Raw genomic sequence first — 21,354 nt, 5'->3', positions numbered from 1 at the left:
GTCTCCTCCATTGTTGCGTTGCGGGGAGGGGGGCTTTCGGCTATTGAGGCCGGACCTGAAACAGGGACCGCCCTTGAGCCCTATGACGCTTCTCGATTCGATCAAGAATACGTTCGTTCCGATCCATCGCGAAGGCTATCCCTTCATCGCCGCCTTCGGCGCGGCAACGCTGTTCCTCGGCTATTTCTCCTCGATCCTGTTCTGGGTCGGGCTGATCCTCACTGCCTGGTGCATCTATTTCTATCGCGATCCCGAGCGCGTCACGCCGGTCGACGACCGGCTGGTGGTGAGCCCGGCCGATGGCGTGATTTCCGCCGTCGGCCCCGCCGTGCCGCCGCGCGAGCTTGGCCTGGGCGCAGGCGAGATGACCCGCATCTCTGTGTTCATGAATGTCTTTTCCTGCCACATCAACCGCGCGCCTGTGCGCGGCAGGATCACGCGGATCGAACATCGCCCCGGCAAATTCCTCAACGCCGAGCTTGACAAGGCAAGCTCCGAGAACGAGCGCAACGGCCTGGTCATCGACAGCCCCAACGGCACGATCGCCGCCGTGCAGATCGCCGGCCTGGTGGCGCGCCGTATCGTCTGCTGGGCCGAGGCGGGCGGCTCGATCGGCATCGGCGAGCGTTTTGGGCTGATCCGCTTCGGCTCGCGCGTCGACGTCTTCCTGCCGGCGAACGCCGTGCCGCGCGTCGCCGTCGGCCAGACGGCGGTGGGCGGCGAGACGGTGCTTGCGGAGTTCGGCGGCGCGGTCGTCGCCCCGCTGGTCAGGATTTCCTGAGCGGTGGGCGCGCCCTTCAAGAAATTCGAGGCGCACGCCAGCGGCGGCCCACGCATCCGTGAGATCCCGATGCGTATGGTGCTGCCCAATCTGGTCACCGTGCTCGCCATCTGCGCCGGCCTGTCCGGCATCCGCTTCGCCTTCGAGGACCGTTTTGAGCCGGCCGTCGTCATGGTGCTGCTCGCCGCTTTCCTCGACGGCATAGACGGCCGCCTGGCGCGCATGCTGAAGGCGACTTCGAAATTCGGTGCGCAGATGGATTCGCTGGCCGACATCGTCAATTTCGGCGTCGCGCCCGCGCTGGTGCTCTATGCCTTCCTGCTCGACCGGGCCGGCTCGCCGGGCTGGATCGCGGCGCTTCTCTTCACCATCGCCTGCGGCATGCGGCTTGCCCGCTTCAACGTGCTGGCGGACGACACCGACCAGCCCGCCTGGCAGACTGAATATTTCGTCGGCGTCCCGGCCCCTGCCGGCGCGGTTCTCGTCATGCTGCCGCTCTATCTCTATTTCCTGCGGCTCGGGCTTGAGCCAAGCCGGCCCGCGGCCTTCGTCGCCACCGGCTTCACCGTGCTGGTCGCTTTCCTCTTGGTCAGCCGGCTGCCGGTCTATTCGGGCAAGAGCGTCAAGGTGCCGGGCGACAGGGTGCTGCCGGTCATCCTTGGCGTCGTGCTCTACATCCTGCTGTTGATGACCTATCCCTGGTACACGCTGACGGCTTCTGTCGCCGGCTATCTCCTCTTCCTGCCGTTCTCGGTCCGCGCCTATTCGAAGCGGGCCATGCGCGAAGGCGAGAAGGTGCCGCCTTCGGATATTGGGTAAGGCCGCAATCTCCCCCCTCGAGGGGGGAGATGTCGCGGTCCAAACCGGGCAGAATGTTGACAGAATAGACCGGACAGATGGTTGACAGTTTAGGCTGTCGGCAGGGGAAGGGACCTGCTGATGGTTTGGACTGGACAGAGCATTGAGGACGTGAAGCGGCGGTTCATCGTGGATCGCTTGTCTGGGGAATGGGGCAACATGAGCGAGTTGTGCGCGCAGTACGGGATCAGCCGGGAGACGGGCTATGAGCTGATGCGCCGCTACGCGACCGAAGGGTTCGGCAGTGTCGTGGCGCGCTCGCGGGCGCCGCTGGTTCAGGCAGGCGCGGTCAAGGCAGATGTGTGTGAGGCGTTGGTTGACTGCCGGCTCGACCATCCGACCTGGGGGCCGAGGAAGCTGAAGGCGTTCCTGGAGCGCACGCAGCCACAGATCGCGTGGCCGGCGGCCTCGACGATCGGCGATATGCTGAAGCGTCGCGGCCTAGTGGGCAAGCGTCGGCGACGGCGCAGCGCCCTGCCGCTGACGCGGCCGTTCGCGCCGGTTTGCGCGGCCAACGAGACCTGGTGCATCGACTTCAAGGGCTGGTTCCGCACGCAGGACGGGACCCGTTGCGACCCGCTGACGGTGAGCGATGCAATGAGCCGGTATCTTCTCGGCTGCCGGATCTGCGCGCCGATCGGAGCTTCGGTCAAGGTTGAGATGGACCGGATCCTGAAGGAGTTCGGCCTGCCTGACCGGTTTCGCATCGACAATGGCTCGCCCTGGGGCTCGGTTGGTGCGGGAGGCCTCACCGCTTTGTCGGTGAAGTGGCTGAAACTGGGCATCGGACTGGAGTTCATCACTCCTGCCAAGCCGCAGGAGAACGGGCGTCACGAGCGCATGCATGGCACGCTGAAGGCCGACACGCTGCGCCCGCCGGCCGCAACGGCGGCCGATCAGCAGCGCCGCTTCGACGCCTTCCGGCGCAGCTACAACGAGGAGCGCCCGCATGAGGCACTCGGTCAGCAGACGCCGGCCAGCCACTACGAGCCTTCCCGGCGGGCCTATCCGCACCGCATCGAGGAGCCGGCCTATGCGGGCGACGGCATCGACGTGCGGCGGGTGCGCCGCTCTGGCGAGATCAAGTGGCGTGGCCAGGGCATCTTCATCGGCGAGGCCTTCATCGGCGAGCCAGTGGCCTTGGCCGAAACCGAGACCGGCGACCAGTGCGTCCGCTTCATGACCGTTGATCTCGGCCTGATCGACCGCAAGACCGGAAGATTCCGCCGCTTTGGACCACCGCGTCCGAGCCGGACAAACGCCAAAACAACCAACGCCGACAGCAAAACTGTCAACCATGTACCCGGTCCATAATGTCAACCATCTGACCGGTTGCGCACGCCGAAGGCGACAGAGGGGGTCGCCGCGCGTGAAGCGCCAGCGCCCCCTTGCGATCAACAGGACGTCGGCACTCTACGTGAGACGACCCCCTCTGGCCGCTTCGCGGCCATCTCCCCCTCGAGGGGGGAGATTACGCCGCAGCATCCAGCCCCAATCTGTCGATCGCCAGCTTCCGCGCCGACACGTAATCCGTCTTGCCGGAACCCAGCACGGGGATCTCTTCCACCTTGATAATGTCGTTCGGCACCATCAGCTCCGCCGCGCCCGCCTTCTTGCCGAACTGGCGCAGTTCCTCGGCATTGGCGTCGTCGGCGGTGGTCACCAGCACGATGCGCTCGCCGCGCCTCTTGTCGGGCACCGCAACCGCAGCGTGGCGTTCTTCCGGCCACAGCGACTGGACCAGCATCTCGACCGCGCCCAGCGACACCATCTCGCCGGCGATCTTGGCGAAGCGTTTTGCCCGTCCGCGGATGGTGATGAAGCCGTCGCGGTCGACCGAGACGATGTCGCCAGTGTCGTGCCAGCCTTCGAGCGGCTGCAATTCGCCCGGACGGTCGGCGGTCATGTAGCCCATCATCATGTTCGGCCCGTCGAGCCACAGCCGGCCGGCATCGGTGATGCCCTCGACCGGCTCGAGCTTCATGCGGATCGCCGGCAGCAGCCGGCCGACCGTGCCGTCGCGGTTGTGGATGGCGGTGTTGACGGCAACGACGGGCGCCGCCTCGGTCAGCCCGAACCCTTCGATGATCGATGCCTGGAAGCGGTCGCGGTAGACGCGGCGCGTCTCCGGCTTCACCGCCTCGGCGCCGGCCACCACGAAGCGCAGGCTGGAGAAGTCGCCGTCCTTGGCGGTGCGGGCATAGTTGGCAAGGAAAGTGTCGGTGCCGAACATGACCGTCGGCTTCACCTTGCGGGCGATCTCCGGAATGATCTTGTAGTGCAGCGGCGAGGGGTAGAGGAACAGTTTCACGCCTGTCACCAGCGGCAGGATAGTGCCGCCGGTCAGCCCGAAGGAGTGGAACACCGGCAGCACATTGAGCAGGATGTCGGCCGGCGAGATCGTGACGCGCGCCTCGGCCTGCATGGCGTTGGCGTAGAGGTTGCGATGCGACAGCACCACCGCCTTCGGCGTGCCTTCCGAGCCCGAGGTGAACAGGATCACCGCCGGCTTGTCCGCCTGCTGCCGCTGCAGCGGCAAGCGCCAGAACAGCGCCGCCGCGACCTTGTCCAACGTCGTCACGCTCTCGCGCACGTCCTCGAGCCAAAGCATCTTCGCCCCGCCCGCCTCGACGGCGGCGACGATGTCGTCGATGCCGGCCTTCTCGATGAACGCGCGGGACGAGACCACGGTACGGATCACTGCGGTGCGGATCGCCACTGTCACGCTCGCCGGGCCGGCGGTGTAGTTGATCATCGCAGCGACCCTGGCCGCCGAAATCAGCCCGACGAAGGACAGGACAACGCCGTTGGCGTTGGGCAGAAGCAGCCCGACCGCCTCGCCGGGCGCCGTCACCGCCTCGAAGCGGCGGCCGAGCACGCGTGCGCCGATGAACATCTTGCGATAGGAGAGCGCGCCCGAGATCACGTCCTCGATGATCGGATGCGAGGCGCCGACCCGGTCCGCCGCATCGCGCATCGCCAGGAACAGGCCGCGATCGAGATTGCTGCCATAGAGCCGCGCTTCGGCGAAGCGATCGAACAGCGCGTTGGTGTTGGAGGCCTGATCAGGATTGCGCGCCGCCAGTTCGGCGATCGTCATCGGCTCCAGCACGCTGAGCGACAGGCGCGGGAACCAGTGGCGCGGCGCCTTGTCGGCCGGCGTCAGTGACACCGGCAGGTCGCGCGCGCCGGCGACGAAGATCGGCACGATGCGCGCGTCGGCCTGCATGGCGATGCGGGTGATGGCGCGGAACAGCCGGAACGACTTGACGTCGGGCTCGACCGTGTCGGGCAGGTAGACGGCAAGCCGGCCCTTGCCTTTCAGCACGCGCACCAGACGGCGGCTGACGAAGACATGCTCGGCGTTGAAAGCAATGGTGCGGCCAAGCTCGCGCCACGGCTCCAGCCAGGGCGAGCGCGCGGAGGCCTCGTCCAGGATGTGCAGCGTGTCGTCCGGGAGCAGCGACAGCATCAGCGCCGGCTCGATGCGCGACTGATGCGAGACGACATAGATGACCGGCGTCCGTGCGTTGCGGGCAATGCGGATGCGGTTGTCGGCAACGCGGTAGGCAAGCTTGAACGGCACATAGAGCAGCGCCTGGGTGAAGCGCAGGTCGAGCCGGAATGTTTCGATCACCGCGATCAGCAGCCAGGCAAAGACAAGGCCCGCAAGCAGCGCCAGTGTCAGCATCATGCCGCTCTCTCCCAACGTCCTCCAGGGCGCGGTTCTTGGCGACCGCTTCGGTGGCAGAGGGTAGCGGAAGTGGGGGCGGCGTCAATGTGGGGAGCGCAGGCGCTCTCCTTCTCCCCTTGGGGGAGAAGGTGGATCGGCGCGTAGCGCCGAGACGGATGAGGGGTGTTGGAAGAAATGAGGCGCTGGAAAGTTCAATGCTTTTAGGTATTTAAACCTGCGACGTCTCACTCCGTCCAACACCCCCCATCCGACCGAGCTTCGCTCGGCCACCTTCTCCACAAGGGGGCCCACAAGGGGAGAAGGGAGCGCCGGTGCTACGCCGCCTTCAACCTTCCGCTGATGAACCGGAACTCTTGGCTCTTGCCGCCGAAGCCGTACGCTGCGGCCGGCACCTCATGGACCAGGGCATAGCTTTCCACATGCACGCCGCCGAGCAGGCGGCCGAAGGCTTCGAAGATCGCCTTGAGATAGGCTTCGAGTTCGAGCTTGGTGTTGGTGCCGTCGACCACCTTGATGTCGAGCCAGAAGGTGTTCGTCCCGTGCTCGGCCAGCGACTTGCCGCCGGCGAACCAGTGCTGCGGCTCGATATAGCTGACCGCGACCGCGGTGATGGTCGGGTCCTTGCGCAGATGCGTCGCCGTAATCTCAGTGATGTCCTTCGCGATCGTGGCGGAAAGCTTTGCGTCCGGCTTGCCGGTGACGCTGACATTGATGATCGGCATTTTTCTCTCCTTCGTTTGGGCGGCCTCGCGCCCGTCGATGGAAGGACCATGGCATCATCTATGCATCAGAAAAATCGAATTGTTTTTGACAAACAGTTCGATAATGTCGAAGTATGGAAACGCTCGATCCCGACCTGCTCAGGACCTTCCTCGCCTTCGTCGACGGCGGCTCGCTGGCCAGGGCGGCGTCGGCCATCGGCCGCTCGCCCTCGGCGGTCACCGCGCAGATGCAGCGGTTGGAGGAGATCGTCGGCGAGCCGCTGCTTAGCCCCCAGGGCAGGGGACGCAGCCTGACGCCGGCCGGTGAGGACCTCGTCGGCCATGCGCGGCGTATCCTTGCCGTCCACACCGAGGCCTGGCTGGCCCTGAAAGGGGCGCGCGCCGGCGGCCGCATCGCCATCGGCACCACGCAGGATTTTGCCGATCATGGCCTGCCGGACCTGCTCAGGGCCTTTGCCGGCAGCCATCCGCGTGTGCGGATCGAATTGCGCGTCGGCCGCTCCCTGGAACTCGGGTCCGCGCTGCAGGCAGGCCAACTGGACCTCGCGATCACCATGCGCCATGCCGCATCGCCGGATGAAGCGGCTCTGATCAGCGAGCCGATGCTCTGGCTCTGCTCGGAAAAAGGGTTGGCGACGCGGCAAGAAATGGTGCCGCTGGCGCTGCTCGATCCTTATTGCGGCTTCAGGGAAGCTGCGCTCAATGCGCTCGATGCCGCCGGCCGCCGCTATCGCCTCGCCGCCGGCAGCGCCAGCCTTGCCGGCCTGCGCACCGCGGTCAATGCCGGCATCGCGCTGACGCCGCGAACCCGGCGTTTCGCCCATTCCGGCATCGTCGAGGCGTCTCCCGATCTCGACCTCCCGCCGTTGCCGATAGCCGACTTCGCCATCCGGCTCGGTCGCGAGGCCGGTCGGCCGGCGCGGGATCTGGCTGAGCTTCTCGGCAGCGGCCTGGCGTTGCCGTCCTGAAAGCCGCTACGCACTCTCCCTTGGGACGCCCAAAGAAAAAGCCGACCTTTTTGCAGGTCGGCTTCTAGTCGGACGGGTCGAGGGGTTTGGGGGGACTTGGGGGGTGACCCGTCGACCTAACAATGCCTGAGTCGGATGATGGTTCCGTGACCGTGAAAATAATTTAGGAACGCGCCGATTTCGCCTTCATCCAGTCGCGTCCGGCATGCGCGAAAACCGCGCAAAGCACGATCGCCCCGCCGATGATGCTGGCGATCGGCGGGATCTCGCCGAGGAACAGCAAGGCAAACAGTATGGCGAACGGCACTTCGGCCGAGCCAAGCAGGCCGGATTCGGCGGCAGGGATGAGCCGCGAGCCTTCGGTCCACAGGATCGAGGCCAGCGCGAAGGAGCAGCCGAAAGTGGCCAGCAGCACCACGTCGCGGGTCGAGACGGCCAGCGGATCGGTGACGAACCAGCCGAGCACGAAGAGCAGGAAGGCGGACACCGCGCCGGCCCAGACGACGGGCGAGTCGCGGAAGGCGCGTACCATGATCATGTAGAGGGCGCTGCCGGCGGTCATCAAAAGCGCCAGCCCGTCGCCGAACAGGTGGCCGCTGCCAAGGCCGCCGCCCACCATGATGGCCACGCCGCAAAGCGATACGGCCGCCGCCAGCATCGTCTGCAGCCGGAACTTTTCCCGCACCAGCAGGAAGGCAAGCAGCGCCGCGATGAAGGGCGAGGTCGCGTAGATGACCGCGACATTGGCGACATAGGTGAACTTGAAGGCCGAGATGAAGGCGATGCTTGCCGCGGCACCTTCGACCGCCAGCAGCCAGCCGCGCCAGCCGAGCCTGAGACTCTCGCGCCCGCCCGAGCGGCGCCACAGCACATAAAGGGTGATCAGGATCGAGCCGAAGAAGCCGCGCCAGCAGGTGATGGTGAGCGGATCGGCATGAATCGACTTGGTCAGCACGCCGGTCAGCGCGAAGGCGACGGCGGAAGCCGACACAAGGATGATGCCGAGCGTCCGCTCGGCCGCAGGATCGGCTGCAACATTCTCGAGTTTCTCCGGTACCTCGAGCGTATCGGTCATGACACCAGACTATTTCGTTGCTGCTGACAACATTCTGTCATGAGCCCTATACCCGTTTGCGGAAATGCTCGTTGCCGACGATCAGCAGGCCGGCGCCGATGATCAAAGCCGCCCCCATGAACACTTCCGCGCGCGGCACGTCGCCCCAAATGGCGAAACCCAGCGCGAAGGCCCAGACCAGCGAGGTGTACTCGAACGGCGCCACGATCGATACCGGCGCTCGTTTCATGCCCTCGAACAGCATGAACTGCGCGACGCCGCCGAGCGCGCCGACGCTGGCGAGAAGCATGAGCTGCAGCCCGTCGGGGATCTGCCACCAGATCAGCGCCGGTACTGCCGAGAACAGCAGGAAGTAGAAATTGTTGAGCACCAGCTGGATCATGGTGCGTTCCTGCATCGCCGTCTTGCGCAACAGCACCACCGCAATGCCCCACAACACGGCCGCCGCCAGCACCAGAAGCACCGGCAGCGAGAGACCCAGACGCGTCGGATCGCAGGCGATGAAGACGCCGGCGAAGCCGATGAACACCGCTACCCAGCGCAAAAGCGGCACGGTCTCGCCCAGGATCAGCACGGAGAGCACGGTGACGATGATCGGCGCGGCGTAATAGATGGTGGTAAGTTCGGCGAGCTGCAGCGAGCGCGCGGCATTGTAGTAGCAGAGCCAGGCGGCGAGCGTGAAGGCGCTGCGCACCAGCATCGGCTTGACGATCGGCGAACTGGCGGTGTCGGCGAACAGCTTCCGTCCGCCGATCGCGCCGCAGGCGACGAGCACGGTGATCGAGCGGAAGAACATGATCTGCCACACGCTCATGCCGACGACGAGCAGCTTTATCGAGGCATCCTGCGCCGAAAACAGGAAATAAGCGGCGGCGGTGAACAGGATGCCGGCCAGCACCCTTTCGCGGCTTTCGAGGATGACGACGTCGGCCATGCGGTCCGGCTGGGTTCGCGTAAGGGCGGTCCCGCCCCATCGGATCCGCTGCCGCCAGCTATACGGGCGAAAGCGTTCGCGACGCTGTTCCAGCGCGGCGCTTGCGTTGGGGCAGGGCTCGGGGGGCGAACTGGCAAGGCGGGGTCAGGCGCTCACTGCGTCGCCTGGTAGAGTTCCGACGCGGCCTCTTTCAGTGCACGCCTTCCGTCCGGCCTCAGATACATCATGTGGCCCCCCTCGACGACGTCGAGGCGGATCGGCTTGGCGCCGGCGAGCGAGGGGATCTGGTTCACCAGATAGCGCGTGGCGAGATAGGGCGTGACGAGGTCGGTGTAGCCATTGACGATGACGACGCCGAGCGACGGGTTGAGCGAGCGCGCGCGCTGCAGGTCGTCCATCACTCCGGCATAGCCTTGTCCCGAGGTGCCGTAGTCCCAGTTGTGGCTGATCTCGCCATTGAGCAGCCGGTAGCTGACATCGGTGCGATAGTTCAGCTCGTCGCGCGCATAGGCGACGAAGGCCGAGGTCAGCACCGGCACGCTGCGGTCGAGCACCGGGTCGGGCCCCTCGATGCGCGCGCTTTCAGGCGCAACATCGGCAGTACTGACCATGGCATCATAGGGGCTAAGCACTTTACCCTTGGCGCGCTGGAACTCGCGGGCGAACAGGCCGGTCGGGACACGGGCGAAATTGCGCTCGACGAGGTCGAGCGGCAGGCCGGTGATCTCCGCCACGCGCCCGCTGGCGAGCTTGCCGCCCTGCTCCAGCCCGCTGTTGAGCGCCGTCAGATAATCGCCAAGCGCGTAGCGCTCGACATCGGCCAGCCTGTCGCGCAGCGCCTCGCCGTCGACGCCGTCGGCCTTCAGCCGAGCCGCGGCCAAAGAGGGCAGTTCCAGCGCCCAGTGCAACTGGTCGAACTGGTCCGGCCGCACCAGCATGAACTCCAGCGCCGGCGAAATCAGCACGATGCCGCTGGGGCTCAAGCCGACGTCCTCTTGCAGCGTCCTGGCAAGCAGCGCGGCGCGGAAGCCGCCATAGCTTTCGCCGGCGAGGAAGAGCGGCGAAGCGGTGCGGCCGTTCTGCGCCAGATAGAGCCGGATGAAGGCGCCGACCGCGCTGGCGTCCTGGTCGACGCCCCAGAACGCCTTCGTGTCCTGGCCCGGCGCCTCGCGGCTGTAGCCGGTGCCGACCGGATCGACGAAGACGAGATCGGTCATGTCGAGCCAGCTGTCGGGATTGTCGATCAGCTTTTGCGGCGGCGGCAGGAATTCGCCATCGGCCGCGGTCGCGACGATGCGCGGGCCGAGCGCGCCGAGATGCAGGTAGGCCGATGCCGCGCCCGGCCCGCCGTTGAAGACGAAGGTGATGGGCCGCTCCTTCGCCGGGGCGGGCGACTGCTGTGTGTAGGCGACGTAGAAGATTTCCGCCGTGACCTCGCCCTTGCCGGATAAGAGCGACAGCGTGCCGGCCTTGGCCTGGTAATCGAGCTTGCGCCCGCCGAGCGTGACCGAATGCTCGGTCACCTGCGGCTGCGGCAGAAGCGACAGCACGCCGCCGGCCGGTGCCGGCCGTTCGGGAGTTTCGGCGAGGGCTGGCTGCGCGAAGGCGGCAAGGGTTACGAGGATGAGGGGGATGAGTTTCAGCTTGGACCGCATGAGGCCTCCGCAGGAACGACCTCCGCAAAGGTATGGCCCGGGCGGCCGAAGTCAAAGGGATACTCTGAAGCTGCCGATCCCCCTTGCGGGGGAGATGCCCGGCAGGGCAGAGGGGGGTGCTGTCCCGCCGGCCTGTCAATTGCTCACAGCCGAAACTGTGGAGGAAAGCCGAGCGTACGAAACGTCGCCTGCGTTGGCGATCCTTCACACCCCCCTCTGTCCTGCCGGACATCTCCCCCGCAAGGGGGAGATTGGCGGTTTCGCCGCCGGCTCTCCCTTCCAACGTTGGTCCCGCCGCCTTCCAACTATTCGAAGAAGCTACCGTTCGGCAGCGAAGTCGGGCTCCCCAAACGCCCTCTCCAGCGCCGCCACATCGATCTTCACCATCCCAAGCATCGCCTCCGTTGCGCGCTTGGCGCGCTCGCGGTCGGGATGCGCGGCCATGTCGCCGAGGATTTTTGGCACGATCTGCCACGACAGGCCCCAGCGGTCCTTCAGCCAGCCGCATTGCTCGGGCTTGCCGCCATTGTCGAGAAAGGCGTTCCAGATGCGGTCGATCTCGGCCTGGCTCTCCAGTTCGACCAGGATCGAGAAGGAATGGTTGAATGGGTCGAGCGGACCGGCTTCGAGCGCGATGAAATTCTGGTCGTCGAGCACGAACTCGATGATCTTGACGCTGCCGGCGGGGCCGCTCGGATTGTCCGCCGCCACGTCCGTCATACGGCCGATCGCCGAGTTGGGAATGGTGGCGACGTAGAATTCCGCCGCCTGCCGCGCGTCCTTTTCGAACCACAGATGCGAGGTCACCTTGGCCATGCTGGATCTCCTTCCTGTCTGACAACGACCGAAGGACGTTCGGGTTTCGCCCCATCCGACAGCGAATTCTTTGCGCATGGCGCCACCGGCTGGCATAGCGTTGCTTCGCGCCGGCGGAAGAGAGTGTTATCAGCTTTGGAAAGCCATCGAACCGGGAATAAGAAAAATGGATGCAACCGCGCTCAAGGCCATGCAGGCGCCGCTGAAGGAGGCCTATCGCGACGATGCCGCGCGGGCACTGATCACGCTCAGGGCGCGCGGAACGCTCGACGACCAGTCGATTGCCTGCAAGGTCGAGACGGGCAGGGCGCTTGCCGTGGCGGGGCTCCATCCGGCCACCGGCGGCTCGGGGCTTGAGCTCTGCTCGGGCGACATGCTGCTCGAAGCGCTGGTCGCCTGCGCCGGCGTGACGCTGAAGGCGGTGGCGACGGCGCTGGAGTTCAAGCTCGGCAATGCTGCAGTCGAGGCCGAAGGCGACCTCGATTTTCGCGGCACGCTCGGCGTCGCCCGTGATGCACGGGTAGGTTTTCGGGAGATCCGCTTGAAGTTCAATCTCGACACGGACGAGCCGCAGGAGCGCATCGATTCGCTGCTAAAACTCACCGAGCGCTATTGCGTGGTGTTCCAGACGATCAACAACAAGCCGGCGTTGACGGTGAGCGCGAGCTAGTCTCCCCCCTCGAGGGGGAGATGTCGCCGAAGGCGACAGAGGGGGTCGTCTCACGTAGATCGCCAGCGTCGTCTGTCGTCGGAAGGGGTTGGCGCTTCACGCGCGGCGACCCCCTCTGGCCGCTTCGCGGCCATCTCCCCCTCGAGGGGGGAGATTAGCTGCTTTACTGCGCCGAAGGCTCCTCCGCATCCCCCTCGTCGGAGAACGGCGAAGCGCTCGGCACGCATTGCACGGCCCAACCCTGCGGTGTCGGCTGCTTCTGATATTCGGTGATGGCGTTGGTGCACTGTTCGCGGGTGTCGAAGGTGCTGGGCAGCACCACCATGCCGCCTTGCGGGCCGGCGATCACCAGATACCAGACCAACGCTACGCTGGGAGTGGCAGCCATGGAAATTCCTCTTTGCTGGATGTGGGAGTCGGATCGATCCTAGCAACTCCCCTCAGATGGCGAAAGCAGGGCGGCGGAACACGCTTCCGCTGCACCGTTCACAGACCCGTGAATGGGGCCTTCACCTAAAGCAACTCCAGAAAAAGTTTGAGACGATTTTCCGGTCAGGAATTGCGTCAAAACATGAAGATAGATCGGTTTGTCGTTTCGGTGAAACGACGAACCGATCTAGCGCGCTCACTCGACCGCGAAGCAGTAGAACAGGCCGTCGCCGCCGGTGCCCTTCAGCGCCTCCTGGCTGCAGCCGCCGCGCGAGGCATGAGAGGAATTCCACGATTTCGCCGCTGCCGAATCGTCCAGCCCTGTGCGGTCGTGATGGCCCATCATCGCCACCCCTTCCGCGCCGCTCATCGTCCAGTCGCCGCAGGTCTGGTCGGCGATCTTCGTGCCGTCGGGTTTCGAGCCGGTCAGCATGTCATGCCGGTTGGGCTTGTCGCCGCGGCCGTTGACCATTTCGCCTTTTTCGGTCAGCGCCGTCTGCTTGGTGATGCCGTTGGCGTCGCCATGCAGCGAGGCGACATCGTCGGCGATCTTCTCGCCCTTGGCGTTGAACCAAGGGCCCTTGCCGATGCGGTCGCGCGCATCCTCAGCGCTGGAGGAGAGATAAGCGTGCCAGGTCTTGCCGGTGACGCCGGCCGCTTCCGCGAGCGAAGCGCAATGCGCGTCAGCCCCCTTCAGGCCGCCGAGTTCGGCGCCCTTGCCGGAGCCGACGCTGGTGACGAAGAAACTCATCTTGGCGTCTTGCGACAGCGCCGCGCCTGCCATGGCGGCGAGTGCGACGGCAGTGGCGGTGGCGGCAACGAGAAGAAGTCTGCGCATGTCGGTCCTCCGGTTTCGAATGTTCTACATTCGAAGAACGTTGCCGGAGGCCTGTTTAATCCGTCCTGAGGCGGGTTTATTCCGGCTGCCGGTAGGCGACGAAGCGGTTGTGCTTGGCCTGGAAGATCAGCCCGGTTTCCTTCAGCGTCGGGCTCGCCAGCGGCGCGATGCGCCTGGCGATCTCGGAGGGATGCGGCAGCGTTTCGGGATCCTCGCCGGGCATGGCCTGCCCGCGCATCGCGGTCCGGGTGGCGCCCGGATCGGCGGCATTGACCCTGAGCGGCAGGCTCTCGGTCTCATGCGCCCAGGAGCGCATCATCGTCTCGACGGCCGCCTTGGACGCTGCGTAAGGCGCCCAGAAGGCGCGCGCCGAATGCGCAGCGTTCGAGGACATGATGATCGCACGGCCGGCATCGGAGAGCCTCAGCAGCGGATCGACCGAGCGGATCAGCCGCCAGGTCGCGGTGACGTTTATGGTCATCACCTTCTCGAAGGTTTTTGCCTCGACATGGCCGATCGGCGAGATCACGCCGAGGATGCCGGCATTTGCCACCAATATGTCGAGCTTGCCCCAACGTTCGTGGATCGCGCCGCCCAGCCGGTCGATGCCGGCCATGTCGGTGAGGTCGAGGGGCACCAGCGTCGCCTGTCCGCGGCCATCGGCCTTGATCTGGTCGTCGAGCTCTTCCAGCCCGCCCACGGTGCGGGCAACGGCAACCACATGCGCGCCGGCGGCGGCCAGTTCCCTGGCGATGAAATAGCCGATGCCGCGCGAGGCGCCGGTAACGACCGCCACGCGGCCGGAGAGGTCGAGGGTCATGCGAAAGCTTCCATAGGATAGGCGCGAGACACCCCCCTCTGCCCTGCCGGGCATCTCCCCCTCAAGGGGGGAGATTGGATTTCACCAAAGCTGGCGCTTGCTCTGCAGCCTTGGCGATTGGCGAAAGCCACACGTTCAGCCGATCTCCCCCTTGAGGGGGAGATGTCCGGCAGGACAGAGGGGGGTAACTTGGCGAATACAATGGTGGTCTGACAGCCTACGACCCACTCGACGCCAGCAGCGACAGCGTGCGCACATTGTCGTGGCCTTCGAAGTCGAGCAGGCGGGTGGGGTACTGTCCAGTGAAGCAGGCGTCGCAGAACTGCGGCTGGTCGCTGTCCCGGCGCGCCTCGCCGACGGCGCGGTAAAGCCCATCGATCGACAGGAAGCCGAGCGAATCGACGCGGATGAACTCGGCCATCTCCTCGACCGACATGCGCGATGCGAGCAGTTTCGACTTCTCCGGCGTGTCGACGCCGTAGAAGCAGGAAGCGCTGGTCGGCGGCGAGGCGATGCGCATATGCACTTCCTTGGCGCCGGCGTCGCGCACCATCTGCACGATCTTCTGGCTGGTGGTGCCGCGCACGATGGAATCGTCGACCAGCACCACGCGCTTGCCTTCGATCATGCGGCGGTTGGCGTTGTGCTTGAGCTTGACGCCCATGTGGCGGATGGAATCGCCCGGTTGGATGAAGGTGCGGCCGACATAGTGGTTGCGGATGATGCCGAGCTCGAAGGGAATGCCCGCGGCCTGGGAAAAGCCGATCGCGGCCGGCGTGCCCGAATCCGGCACCGGCACGACGATGTCGGCCTCGACCGGATTTTCCTGCGCCAGCTCCGCGCCGATGCGCTTGCGCACCTCATAGACGTTGCGGCCCTCGACCGAGGAATCCGGCCGGGCGAAATAAACATATTCGAAAATGCAGAAGCGGGTCTTCTGCGGCTCGAACGGGAACAGGCTCTCGATGCCTTTGGAGGTGACGACCACCATCTCGCCGGGCTTGATGTCGCGCACGAAACGGGCGCCGATGATGTCGAGGGCGCAGGTCTCGGAAGCGAGGATCCAGGCGCCGTCGAGGTCGCCGAGCACCAGCGGACGGATGCCGAGCGGATCGCGGCAGCCGATCATCTTCTTGGCCGTCAACGCAACCAGCGAGAAGGCGCCCTCGACCTGGCGTATCGCGTCGATGAAGCGCGAGTTGAGATCGCGTTCCTTGCTGGTCGCGACCAGATGCAGCAGCGTCTCGGTGTCGGAGGTGGAGGAGAAGATCGAGCCCTGCTTCTGCAGCACGCGCTGCACGGTGAGCGCATTGGTGAGATTGCCGTTATGGGCGACCGCCAGGCCGCCCTCGGCAAGCTCGGCGAAGAAGGGCTGGACATTGCGAAGGCCGGCGCCGCCGGTCGTGGCGTATCGCGTGTGGCCAATGGCGCGATTGCCCTGCAGGCGGTCGATGACGTTCTGCTTGGTGAAGGTGTCGCCGATCAGGCCGACATGGCGCTCGACGTGGAACTGCGTGCCGTCATAGGAGACGATGCCGGCGGCTTCCTGGCCGCGATGCTGCAAGGCGTGAAGGCCGAGCGTGACGATGGCCGCGGCGTCCTGCCGGCCGAAAATACCGAACACGCCGCACTCGTCGTGGAAATGATCGTCGGCCTCGGCGGAAAGCACGTCGTCTGCGTCTGCCTTCGAAACTGCCATGTGGGGCTCAAGCTCCGCTAAAATCGCCATATAAGGCGATCGCTCGTCGAAAGCAACGCACGCCGTCCAGCATTCACAAAATGCCTCAGGCCAGCGCTGGCCTGGACTCAGTTTGCCGGCGCTGGAGCAGGAGCGGGTGCGGGTGCCGGAGCGGGGGCAGGGGTCGGCTCGTTGTCGGCCGGAGCCTCGCCTTCGCTGTCGTCGGGTGCCGGTGCGTTGTCCTCGCCGGCGGCCGGCGGTTCGGCCGCGGGCTGGTCGGTGGTCGCCGGCGCCTCGGTCGTGGCCGTGCCCTTATGCGTATATTTGTTGACCAGCTCTTCCGTGTTCTCGGGCAGCACGCTTTCGAGCTTGGCGCCGATCGTCTCGAGCAGCGGTCGCGATTTGGCGTTGGCGATCCAGGCGGGCGCCTTGGCGCCGGCCAGCCAGTTGAAGAACAAAAGCGCCACCGCGACGACCAGGACGCCGCGCGCGGCGCCGTAGAGGAAGCCAAGCGTGCGGTCGAGCGCGCCGATGCGCGAATCGATGATCCAGTCGGCGATCTTCATGGTGATCACCGAAACGACGATCAGCGCGATGACGAAGACGATCCCGGCCGCCGCGGCCATGGCGATCTTGTCGTTGTCGACATAGGGCTGAACGTAGGGCAGGACCGGCTTGTAGAAGAAGAACGCCGCCGCCGCCGCCGCTGCCCAGGACACCACCGACAGCACCTCGCGGGAAAAGCCGCGCACCATGGCAAGCATTGCGGAGACCAGGGTGAAGCCGACGAGAATTCCGTCAAGCAGCGTAATCGGCATGTCTTTCGCCCCACATCATGAGCCGTATCACTCCCCCTCGTCGGCGCGGCTGCGCCGCGAGCCGGCTATGCGCGCCACGAGGTCGGAAAGCTCGGTGGGCTGGAAAGCGCCGGCCGCGATTCCCCCGGCCCCATTACCGCCAACGACTTCCTCGCTGCCGAGCGGCAGCACCGCGCTTCCGAAACCCAGCTTTTCGGCCTCCTTGAGGCGCTGCTGCGCATGCGCAACCGGCCTCACAGCGCCCGAAAGGCTGATTTCGCCGAAATAGACGCAATCGGCGGGAAGGGCAAGACCGGTGAGCGACGAAACCAGCGCCGCGGCGACCGCGAGGTCGGCCGCCGGCTCCGAGATGCGATAGCCGCCGGCGACGTTGAGATAGACATCGTGCTGGCCGAAACGGACACCGCAATGCGCTTCCAGCACCGCCAGCACCATCGAGAGCCGGGCGCCGTCCCAGCCGACGACGGCGCGGCGCGGCGTGCCGAGCGAGGAGGGCGCCACAAGCGCCTGGATCTCGACCAACACCGGCCTCGTCCCTTCCATGCCCGCGAAAACCGCGGCGCCCGGCGATTTCGCATGCCGCTCGCCGAGGAACAGCTCGGACGGATTGGCGACCTCGCGCAGGCCCTTGTCCGACATCTCGAAGACGCCGATCTCGTCGGTCGGCCCGAAACGGTTCTTCACCGTGCGCAGGATGCGGAAGTGATGGTTGCCCTCGCCCTCGAAATAGAGCACGCCGTCGACCATGTGCTCGACGACGCGCGGGCCGGCGATCTGGCCTTCCTTGGTGACGTGGCCGACGAGCACGATCGCAGCACCCGTGGATTTCGCGTAGCGGATCATCGCCTGGGCGGCGGCGCGCACCTGGGTGACGGTGCCAGGCGCCGAATCGGCAAGGTCGGTCCACAGCGTCTGGATGGAATCGAGGATCACGAGGTCCGGCCGCTTGCCGTCGGCTATCGTCGCGAGGATGTCCTCGACATTGGTCTCCGCCGCGAGCTCGACCGGCGTCGAGGCGACGCCAAGACGCTGGGCTCTCAGCCTGATCTGCGCGACCGCTTCCTCGCCCGAGACATAGACGATGCGGTGGCCTTTCGAAGCGAGTGCTGCCGCTGCTTGCGTCAGCAGCGTCGACTTGCCGATGCCCGGATCGCCGCCGACCAGAAGCGCCGAGCCGCGCACGAAGCCGCCGCCGGTGGCGCGGTCGAGCTCGCCGATGCCCGACACGATGCGCGGCGCATCCTCGATATCGCCGGACAGGCTGGTCAACACCACCGCGCGGCCCTTGCGGGCATTGCGGGTGTTGGCCGGCCCCGAGCCGATGCCGCCGGCCGTGCCTTCCTCGACCAGCGTGTTCCACTCGCCGCAGGCATCGCATTTGCCGGCCCAGCGCTGATGCACCGAGCCGCAATTCTGGCAGATGAACTGGACGCGCGATTTGGCCATTAGGCGCGGCCTGCGACAATTGGATAGGTCGGCGGGACAGCACCCCCCTCTGTCCTGCCGGACATCTCCCCCTCAAGGGGGGAGATCAGCAGCTTCGCCGACAGCGCCCACCTTGCAACGTCGGTGATTGGCGAAAGCCAAAGCGACATCCAATCTCCCCCCTTGAGGGGGAGATGTCCGGTAGGACAGAGGGGGGCGCGAAGGAATGAGGCGTTTACCAAGAGCTACTCAAACCTTTCCGGCAGATGATGCTCTTCCGCCAGGTCGGAGAATCGCGTGAACTCGCCGTGGAAGGCGAGGCTGACGGTTCCCGTCGGCCCGTGGCGCTGCTTGGCCACGATGCACTCGGCCTTGCCGCGCGCCTCGTTCATCTCGTTTTCCCACTTGATGTACTCGTCGGTGCCGAGCTTCGGCTCGCGGTTCTTGAGGTAGTATTCCTCGCGGTAGACGAACAGCACCACGTCGGCGTCCTGCTCGATGGAGCCGGATTCACGCAGGTCCGAGAGCTGCGGGCGCTTGTCGTCGCGGCTTTCGACCTGACGCGACAGCTGCGACAGCGCGATGATCGGCACGCCGAGCTCCTTGGCGAGCGCTTTCAGGCCGGTGGTGATCTCGGTGATTTCCTGCACGCGGTTCTGCGAGGCCCTGGCGCTCGATCCCTGCATCAGCTGGATATAGTCGATGACGATGAGGTCGAGGCCGCGCTGGCGCTTCAGCCGCCGCGCCCGGGCGGAGAGCTGCGCGATCGAGATACCGCCGGTCTGGTCGATGAACAACGGGATCTTCTGCATCGTCTGCGAGCAGGCGACCAGCTTCTCGAAGTCCATCTCGGAGATTTCGCCGCGGCGGATCTTCGATGACGAGATTTCGGTCTGCTCGGAGATGATGCGGGTGGCGAGCTGTTCCGACGACATTTCCAGCGAGAAGAAGCCGACGACGCCGCCATTGGCGGCCTTGAACGAACCGTCGGCCTGCTGCGCCGGCACATAGGCCTCGGCGATGTTGAAGGCGATGTTGGTGGCCAAAGAGGTCTTGCCCATGCCGGGGCGTCCGGCAAGCACGATCAGGTCGGAAGGCTGCAGGCCGCCCATGCGGCGGTCGAGGTCGCGCAGGCCCGTGGCGATGCCCGACAGATGGCCGTCGCGCATATAGGCGGCATTGGCCATGTCGACGGCGGTCTTGACCGCATCGTTGAAGCTTTCGAAGCCGCCGTCGTAGCGGCCTGTTTCCGCCAACTCGAAAAGGCGCCGCTCGGCGTCCTCGATCTGGTCGGAGGGCGACATGTCGACCGGCGCGTCATAGGCGATGTTGACCATGTCCTCGCCGACGGTGATCAGCGCCCGGCGCGTGGCGAGGTCGTAGATGGCGCGGCCGTAGTCAGTCGCATTGACGACGGTGACTGCTTCGACAGCAAGCCGCACGACATATTGCGCCACCGTCATGTCGCCGACCTTTTCTTCGGCGGGAAGGAACGTCTTCAGCGTGATCGGCGTCGCGATCTTGCCCATGCGGATGAGCTCGGCCGCGACCTCGAAGACCCGGCGGTGCAGCGGCTCGTAGAAATGCGCCGGCTTCAGGAAATCCGAGACACGGTAGAAAGCGTCGTTGTTGACGAGGATGGCGCCGAGCAGCGCCTGCTCGGCCTCGATGTTGTTCGGTGCCTCGCGATAGAGCGGTTGTTCCGCCACGCCGAGTTTCAGTGCCGCCTCTGCCATGATATCCCCGATTTCGATCCTGCCTCCTCGATATCAGAACGGGAAGATTCGGTGCTGACCTTTCTGCAACACTCCTCGGTCCAACCAGCTTGATGCCCAATGTTCACAGGAACGGAAAACCATCCACAGGACAGTATTCCGGTGGCCCGATTCCGGTTGACTCGGCAAGTCGTGATTCTTACGGGCAAGCCTGGAACGAAGCAAGAACAATTTTGACGGCCGATTGCCGTTGGGGAGACTCATAGCCGACCCGCTACGTCTGTTCGCGAATGATTTCGCAAGCAGTCGAGATTAGCCGAAACGCTGATCAAGTCGTCATCCACGGGCGGATCAAGGAGCGAAGCGGCGCGACGCAGACCCGTGGATGACGAAGTTCGGGCGCTTCGGCCAACTTCCAAAGTGTCGACGGTTCCAGCGCATCGACTGCGGGATCTCTCTAAACGTCATCGGCGTATGCCCTCAGCCCAGCGCATCGCCCCAGTCCGCCCGCCGCGCGGTCCTGAAAACGTCCCCGTCGCGCTTGCTGAACAGTTGCTCGCCGGCGCTGCCGTCCGGCTGGCAGAGTTTCAGCAGCACCTTGCCGGAGCCGCCTTTCGGCGGCGCGAGCACCCGTGCTGCGCGCGCCGGCGCCGGCTGCCGGCAGGCGGCGAGATAGATGAATTTCTCGTCCTCCCACGGCACGTCGGCTTCCTTGACCAGACGATGCAGGCGCGAGCGGGCGACGCGGCGCGCAAAGTGGCACCAGTCGGGTGGAACGAGCGGGCAGGGCGCCTCGTGCGGGCAAGGCGCCAGGACATGCGCGCCGGCTTCGGCAAGCTGCGATCGCGCGGCAAGAATGCGCTGCCAGCCGGCAGGCGTGCCGGGCTCGACGATGAGCAGCGTGTCGGCTGTCAGCCGCCAAAGCCGGTCGACGAGTTTCGGCAGCGAGGCAGGCACGATCTCGTCGAGCACATAGGCGGCGCTGACGAGGTCGGCGGGCTCGAGACCATCCAGGTCGATGGTGGCGTCGCCGGCGATCCATCTCGTCCGGGCGCCGACCCCGTCGGCGGCCAGCGACTGCCCGATCTTGCGCACCGCGGCACTCGCCTCGACCAGAACCGCCTGCTCGAGCTCCGGATATGCGTCAGCCGTGGCCCAAAGCATAGTGCCAGGTCCGGCGCCGATATCGAGCAGGCTCTTCGGCTGGAAGTCGTGGCGCGCTTCGGCCAATGCATCCAGGCTGGTGCGCACGGCGGCATAGGTGGCGGGCAGCCTGGTCGCCAGATAGGCCTTCACCGCGATCTCTTCGCCCATATGCAGTCGGCCGTCGCGCAGTTCGGCGCGGTAGCGTTCCGAAAGCGTGCGCGCGGCCTGCTTCAGTGTCGGCAGCGTCACCTTGTCGAGCAGGCTGTCGACGCCTTGCCGGAGCGGGGCTGGCAGTTCCACTTCAGGCTCCCC

The 21,354-nt window shown here is 65.7% G+C and carries 19 protein-coding genes; 5 read left to right on the top strand and 14 right to left on the bottom strand.

The annotated features are described in order from the left end of the window. The first annotated feature begins 82 nt into the window (after nt 1-82). The 3 genes from EJ071_RS30495 (at nt 83) to EJ071_RS30485 (ending at nt 2,953) form a co-directional block, all read left to right on the top strand. A complete protein-coding gene (locus tag EJ071_RS30495; RefSeq protein ID WP_126101165.1) occupies nt 83-781 on the top strand; it encodes a phosphatidylserine decarboxylase in 699 nt (232 codons plus the stop codon). Between the two features lie 75 nt (nt 782-856). Further along, nucleotides 857-1,600, top strand: coding sequence for a phosphatidylcholine/phosphatidylserine synthase (locus EJ071_RS30490; RefSeq protein ID WP_245460369.1), 744 nt, complete (start codon nt 857-859; stop codon nt 1,598-1,600). Between the two features lie 198 nt (nt 1,601-1,798). Continuing rightward, the gene (locus EJ071_RS30485) at nt 1,799-2,953 is read left to right on the top strand and encodes an integrase core domain-containing protein (RefSeq protein WP_245460035.1); all 1,155 of its coding nucleotides are present in this window, start codon (nt 1,799-1,801) and stop codon (nt 2,951-2,953) included. 157 nt (nt 2,954-3,110) lie between these two features. On the opposite strand, the gene EJ071_RS30480 is transcribed toward EJ071_RS30485, so the two are convergent. Beyond that, complete coding sequence (locus tag EJ071_RS30480; RefSeq protein ID WP_126101162.1) at nt 3,111-5,333, bottom strand: AMP-binding protein; 2,223 nt, start codon at nt 5,331-5,333, stop codon at nt 3,111-3,113. A gap of 314 nt (nt 5,334-5,647) precedes the next feature. After that, nucleotides 5,648-6,055, bottom strand: coding sequence for a 4-oxalocrotonate tautomerase family protein (locus EJ071_RS30475; RefSeq protein ID WP_126101161.1), 408 nt, complete (start codon nt 6,053-6,055; stop codon nt 5,648-5,650). A gap of 113 nt (nt 6,056-6,168) precedes the next feature. Between EJ071_RS30475 and EJ071_RS30470 the strand changes: the two genes are divergently transcribed. Beyond that, entirely contained in the window at nt 6,169-7,023 is an 855-nt protein-coding gene (locus EJ071_RS30470) for a LysR substrate-binding domain-containing protein (protein WP_126101160.1), read from the top strand. A 163-nt stretch (nt 7,024-7,186) separates the two neighbouring features. Here EJ071_RS30470 and EJ071_RS30465 read toward each other — a convergent pair whose 3' ends face one another. The 4 genes from EJ071_RS30465 to EJ071_RS30450 form a co-directional block, all read right to left on the bottom strand. Further along, a complete protein-coding gene (locus EJ071_RS30465; RefSeq protein ID WP_126101159.1) occupies nt 7,187-8,098 on the bottom strand; it encodes a DMT family transporter in 912 nt (303 codons plus the stop codon). 46 nt (nt 8,099-8,144) lie between these two features. Further along, the gene (locus EJ071_RS30460; RefSeq protein WP_126101158.1) at nt 8,145-9,032 is read right to left on the bottom strand and encodes a DMT family transporter; all 888 of its coding nucleotides are present in this window, start codon (nt 9,030-9,032) and stop codon (nt 8,145-8,147) included. 152 nt (nt 9,033-9,184) lie between these two features. Beyond that, nucleotides 9,185-10,687, bottom strand: a complete 1,503-nt coding sequence (locus tag EJ071_RS30455) for a peptidase S10 (RefSeq protein WP_126101157.1) — start codon at nt 10,685-10,687, stop codon at nt 9,185-9,187. 318 nt (nt 10,688-11,005) lie between these two features. Continuing rightward, a complete protein-coding gene (locus EJ071_RS30450; RefSeq protein WP_126101156.1) occupies nt 11,006-11,503 on the bottom strand; it encodes a VOC family protein in 498 nt (165 codons plus the stop codon). A gap of 166 nt (nt 11,504-11,669) precedes the next feature. On the opposite strand from EJ071_RS30450, the gene EJ071_RS30445 reads away from it, so the two are divergent. Next, entirely contained in the window at nt 11,670-12,173 is a 504-nt protein-coding gene (locus EJ071_RS30445) for an OsmC family protein (protein ID WP_126101155.1), read from the top strand. A gap of 163 nt (nt 12,174-12,336) precedes the next feature. Here EJ071_RS30445 and EJ071_RS30440 read toward each other — a convergent pair whose 3' ends face one another. The 8 genes from EJ071_RS30440 to EJ071_RS30400 all read right to left on the bottom strand — a co-directional run bounded on the left by EJ071_RS30440 (nt 12,337) and on the right by EJ071_RS30400 (nt 21,342). Continuing rightward, nucleotides 12,337-12,561, bottom strand: coding sequence for a hypothetical protein (locus EJ071_RS30440; RefSeq protein ID WP_126101154.1), 225 nt, complete (start codon nt 12,559-12,561; stop codon nt 12,337-12,339). A 237-nt stretch (nt 12,562-12,798) separates the two neighbouring features. Then, nucleotides 12,799-13,440 carry a hypothetical protein gene (locus tag EJ071_RS30435; RefSeq protein WP_126101153.1) on the bottom strand — a complete coding sequence of 214 codons (642 nt, stop codon included), beginning with the start codon at nt 13,438-13,440 and terminating at the stop codon, nt 12,799-12,801. Nucleotides 13,441-13,516: 76 nt separating this feature from the next. Then, nucleotides 13,517-14,260 (bottom strand): SDR family NAD(P)-dependent oxidoreductase, encoded by a 744-nt coding sequence (locus EJ071_RS30430; protein WP_126101152.1) that lies wholly within the window; start codon nt 14,258-14,260, stop codon nt 13,517-13,519. 217 nt (nt 14,261-14,477) lie between these two features. Continuing rightward, nucleotides 14,478-15,959, bottom strand: a complete 1,482-nt coding sequence (gene purF / locus EJ071_RS30420) for an amidophosphoribosyltransferase (protein ID WP_126101151.1) — start codon at nt 15,957-15,959, stop codon at nt 14,478-14,480. 107 nt (nt 15,960-16,066) lie between these two features. After that, the gene (locus tag EJ071_RS30415; protein ID WP_126101150.1) at nt 16,067-16,756 is read right to left on the bottom strand and encodes a CvpA family protein; all 690 of its coding nucleotides are present in this window, start codon (nt 16,754-16,756) and stop codon (nt 16,067-16,069) included. A gap of 27 nt (nt 16,757-16,783) precedes the next feature. Further along, on the bottom strand, nt 16,784-18,202 hold the full coding sequence (radA, locus tag EJ071_RS30410; protein ID WP_126101149.1) for a DNA repair protein RadA: 1,419 nt from the start codon (nt 18,200-18,202) through the stop codon (nt 16,784-16,786). Nucleotides 18,203-18,426: 224 nt separating this feature from the next. After that, a complete protein-coding gene (locus EJ071_RS30405) occupies nt 18,427-19,917 on the bottom strand; it encodes a replicative DNA helicase (RefSeq protein WP_126101148.1) in 1,491 nt (496 codons plus the stop codon). Between the two features lie 459 nt (nt 19,918-20,376). Further along, on the bottom strand, nt 20,377-21,342 hold the full coding sequence (locus EJ071_RS30400) for a small ribosomal subunit Rsm22 family protein (RefSeq protein WP_126101147.1): 966 nt from the start codon (nt 21,340-21,342) through the stop codon (nt 20,377-20,379). Between the last annotated feature and the right edge of the window lie 12 nt (nt 21,343-21,354).

This window comes from Mesorhizobium sp. M1B.F.Ca.ET.045.04.1.1 (assembly GCF_003952465.1).
Taxonomy (GTDB): domain Bacteria; phylum Pseudomonadota; class Alphaproteobacteria; order Rhizobiales; family Rhizobiaceae; genus Mesorhizobium; species Mesorhizobium shonense.
Note: the sequence above shows the minus strand (reverse complement) of the source record. Positions and strands in the feature narration are given on the sequence as shown.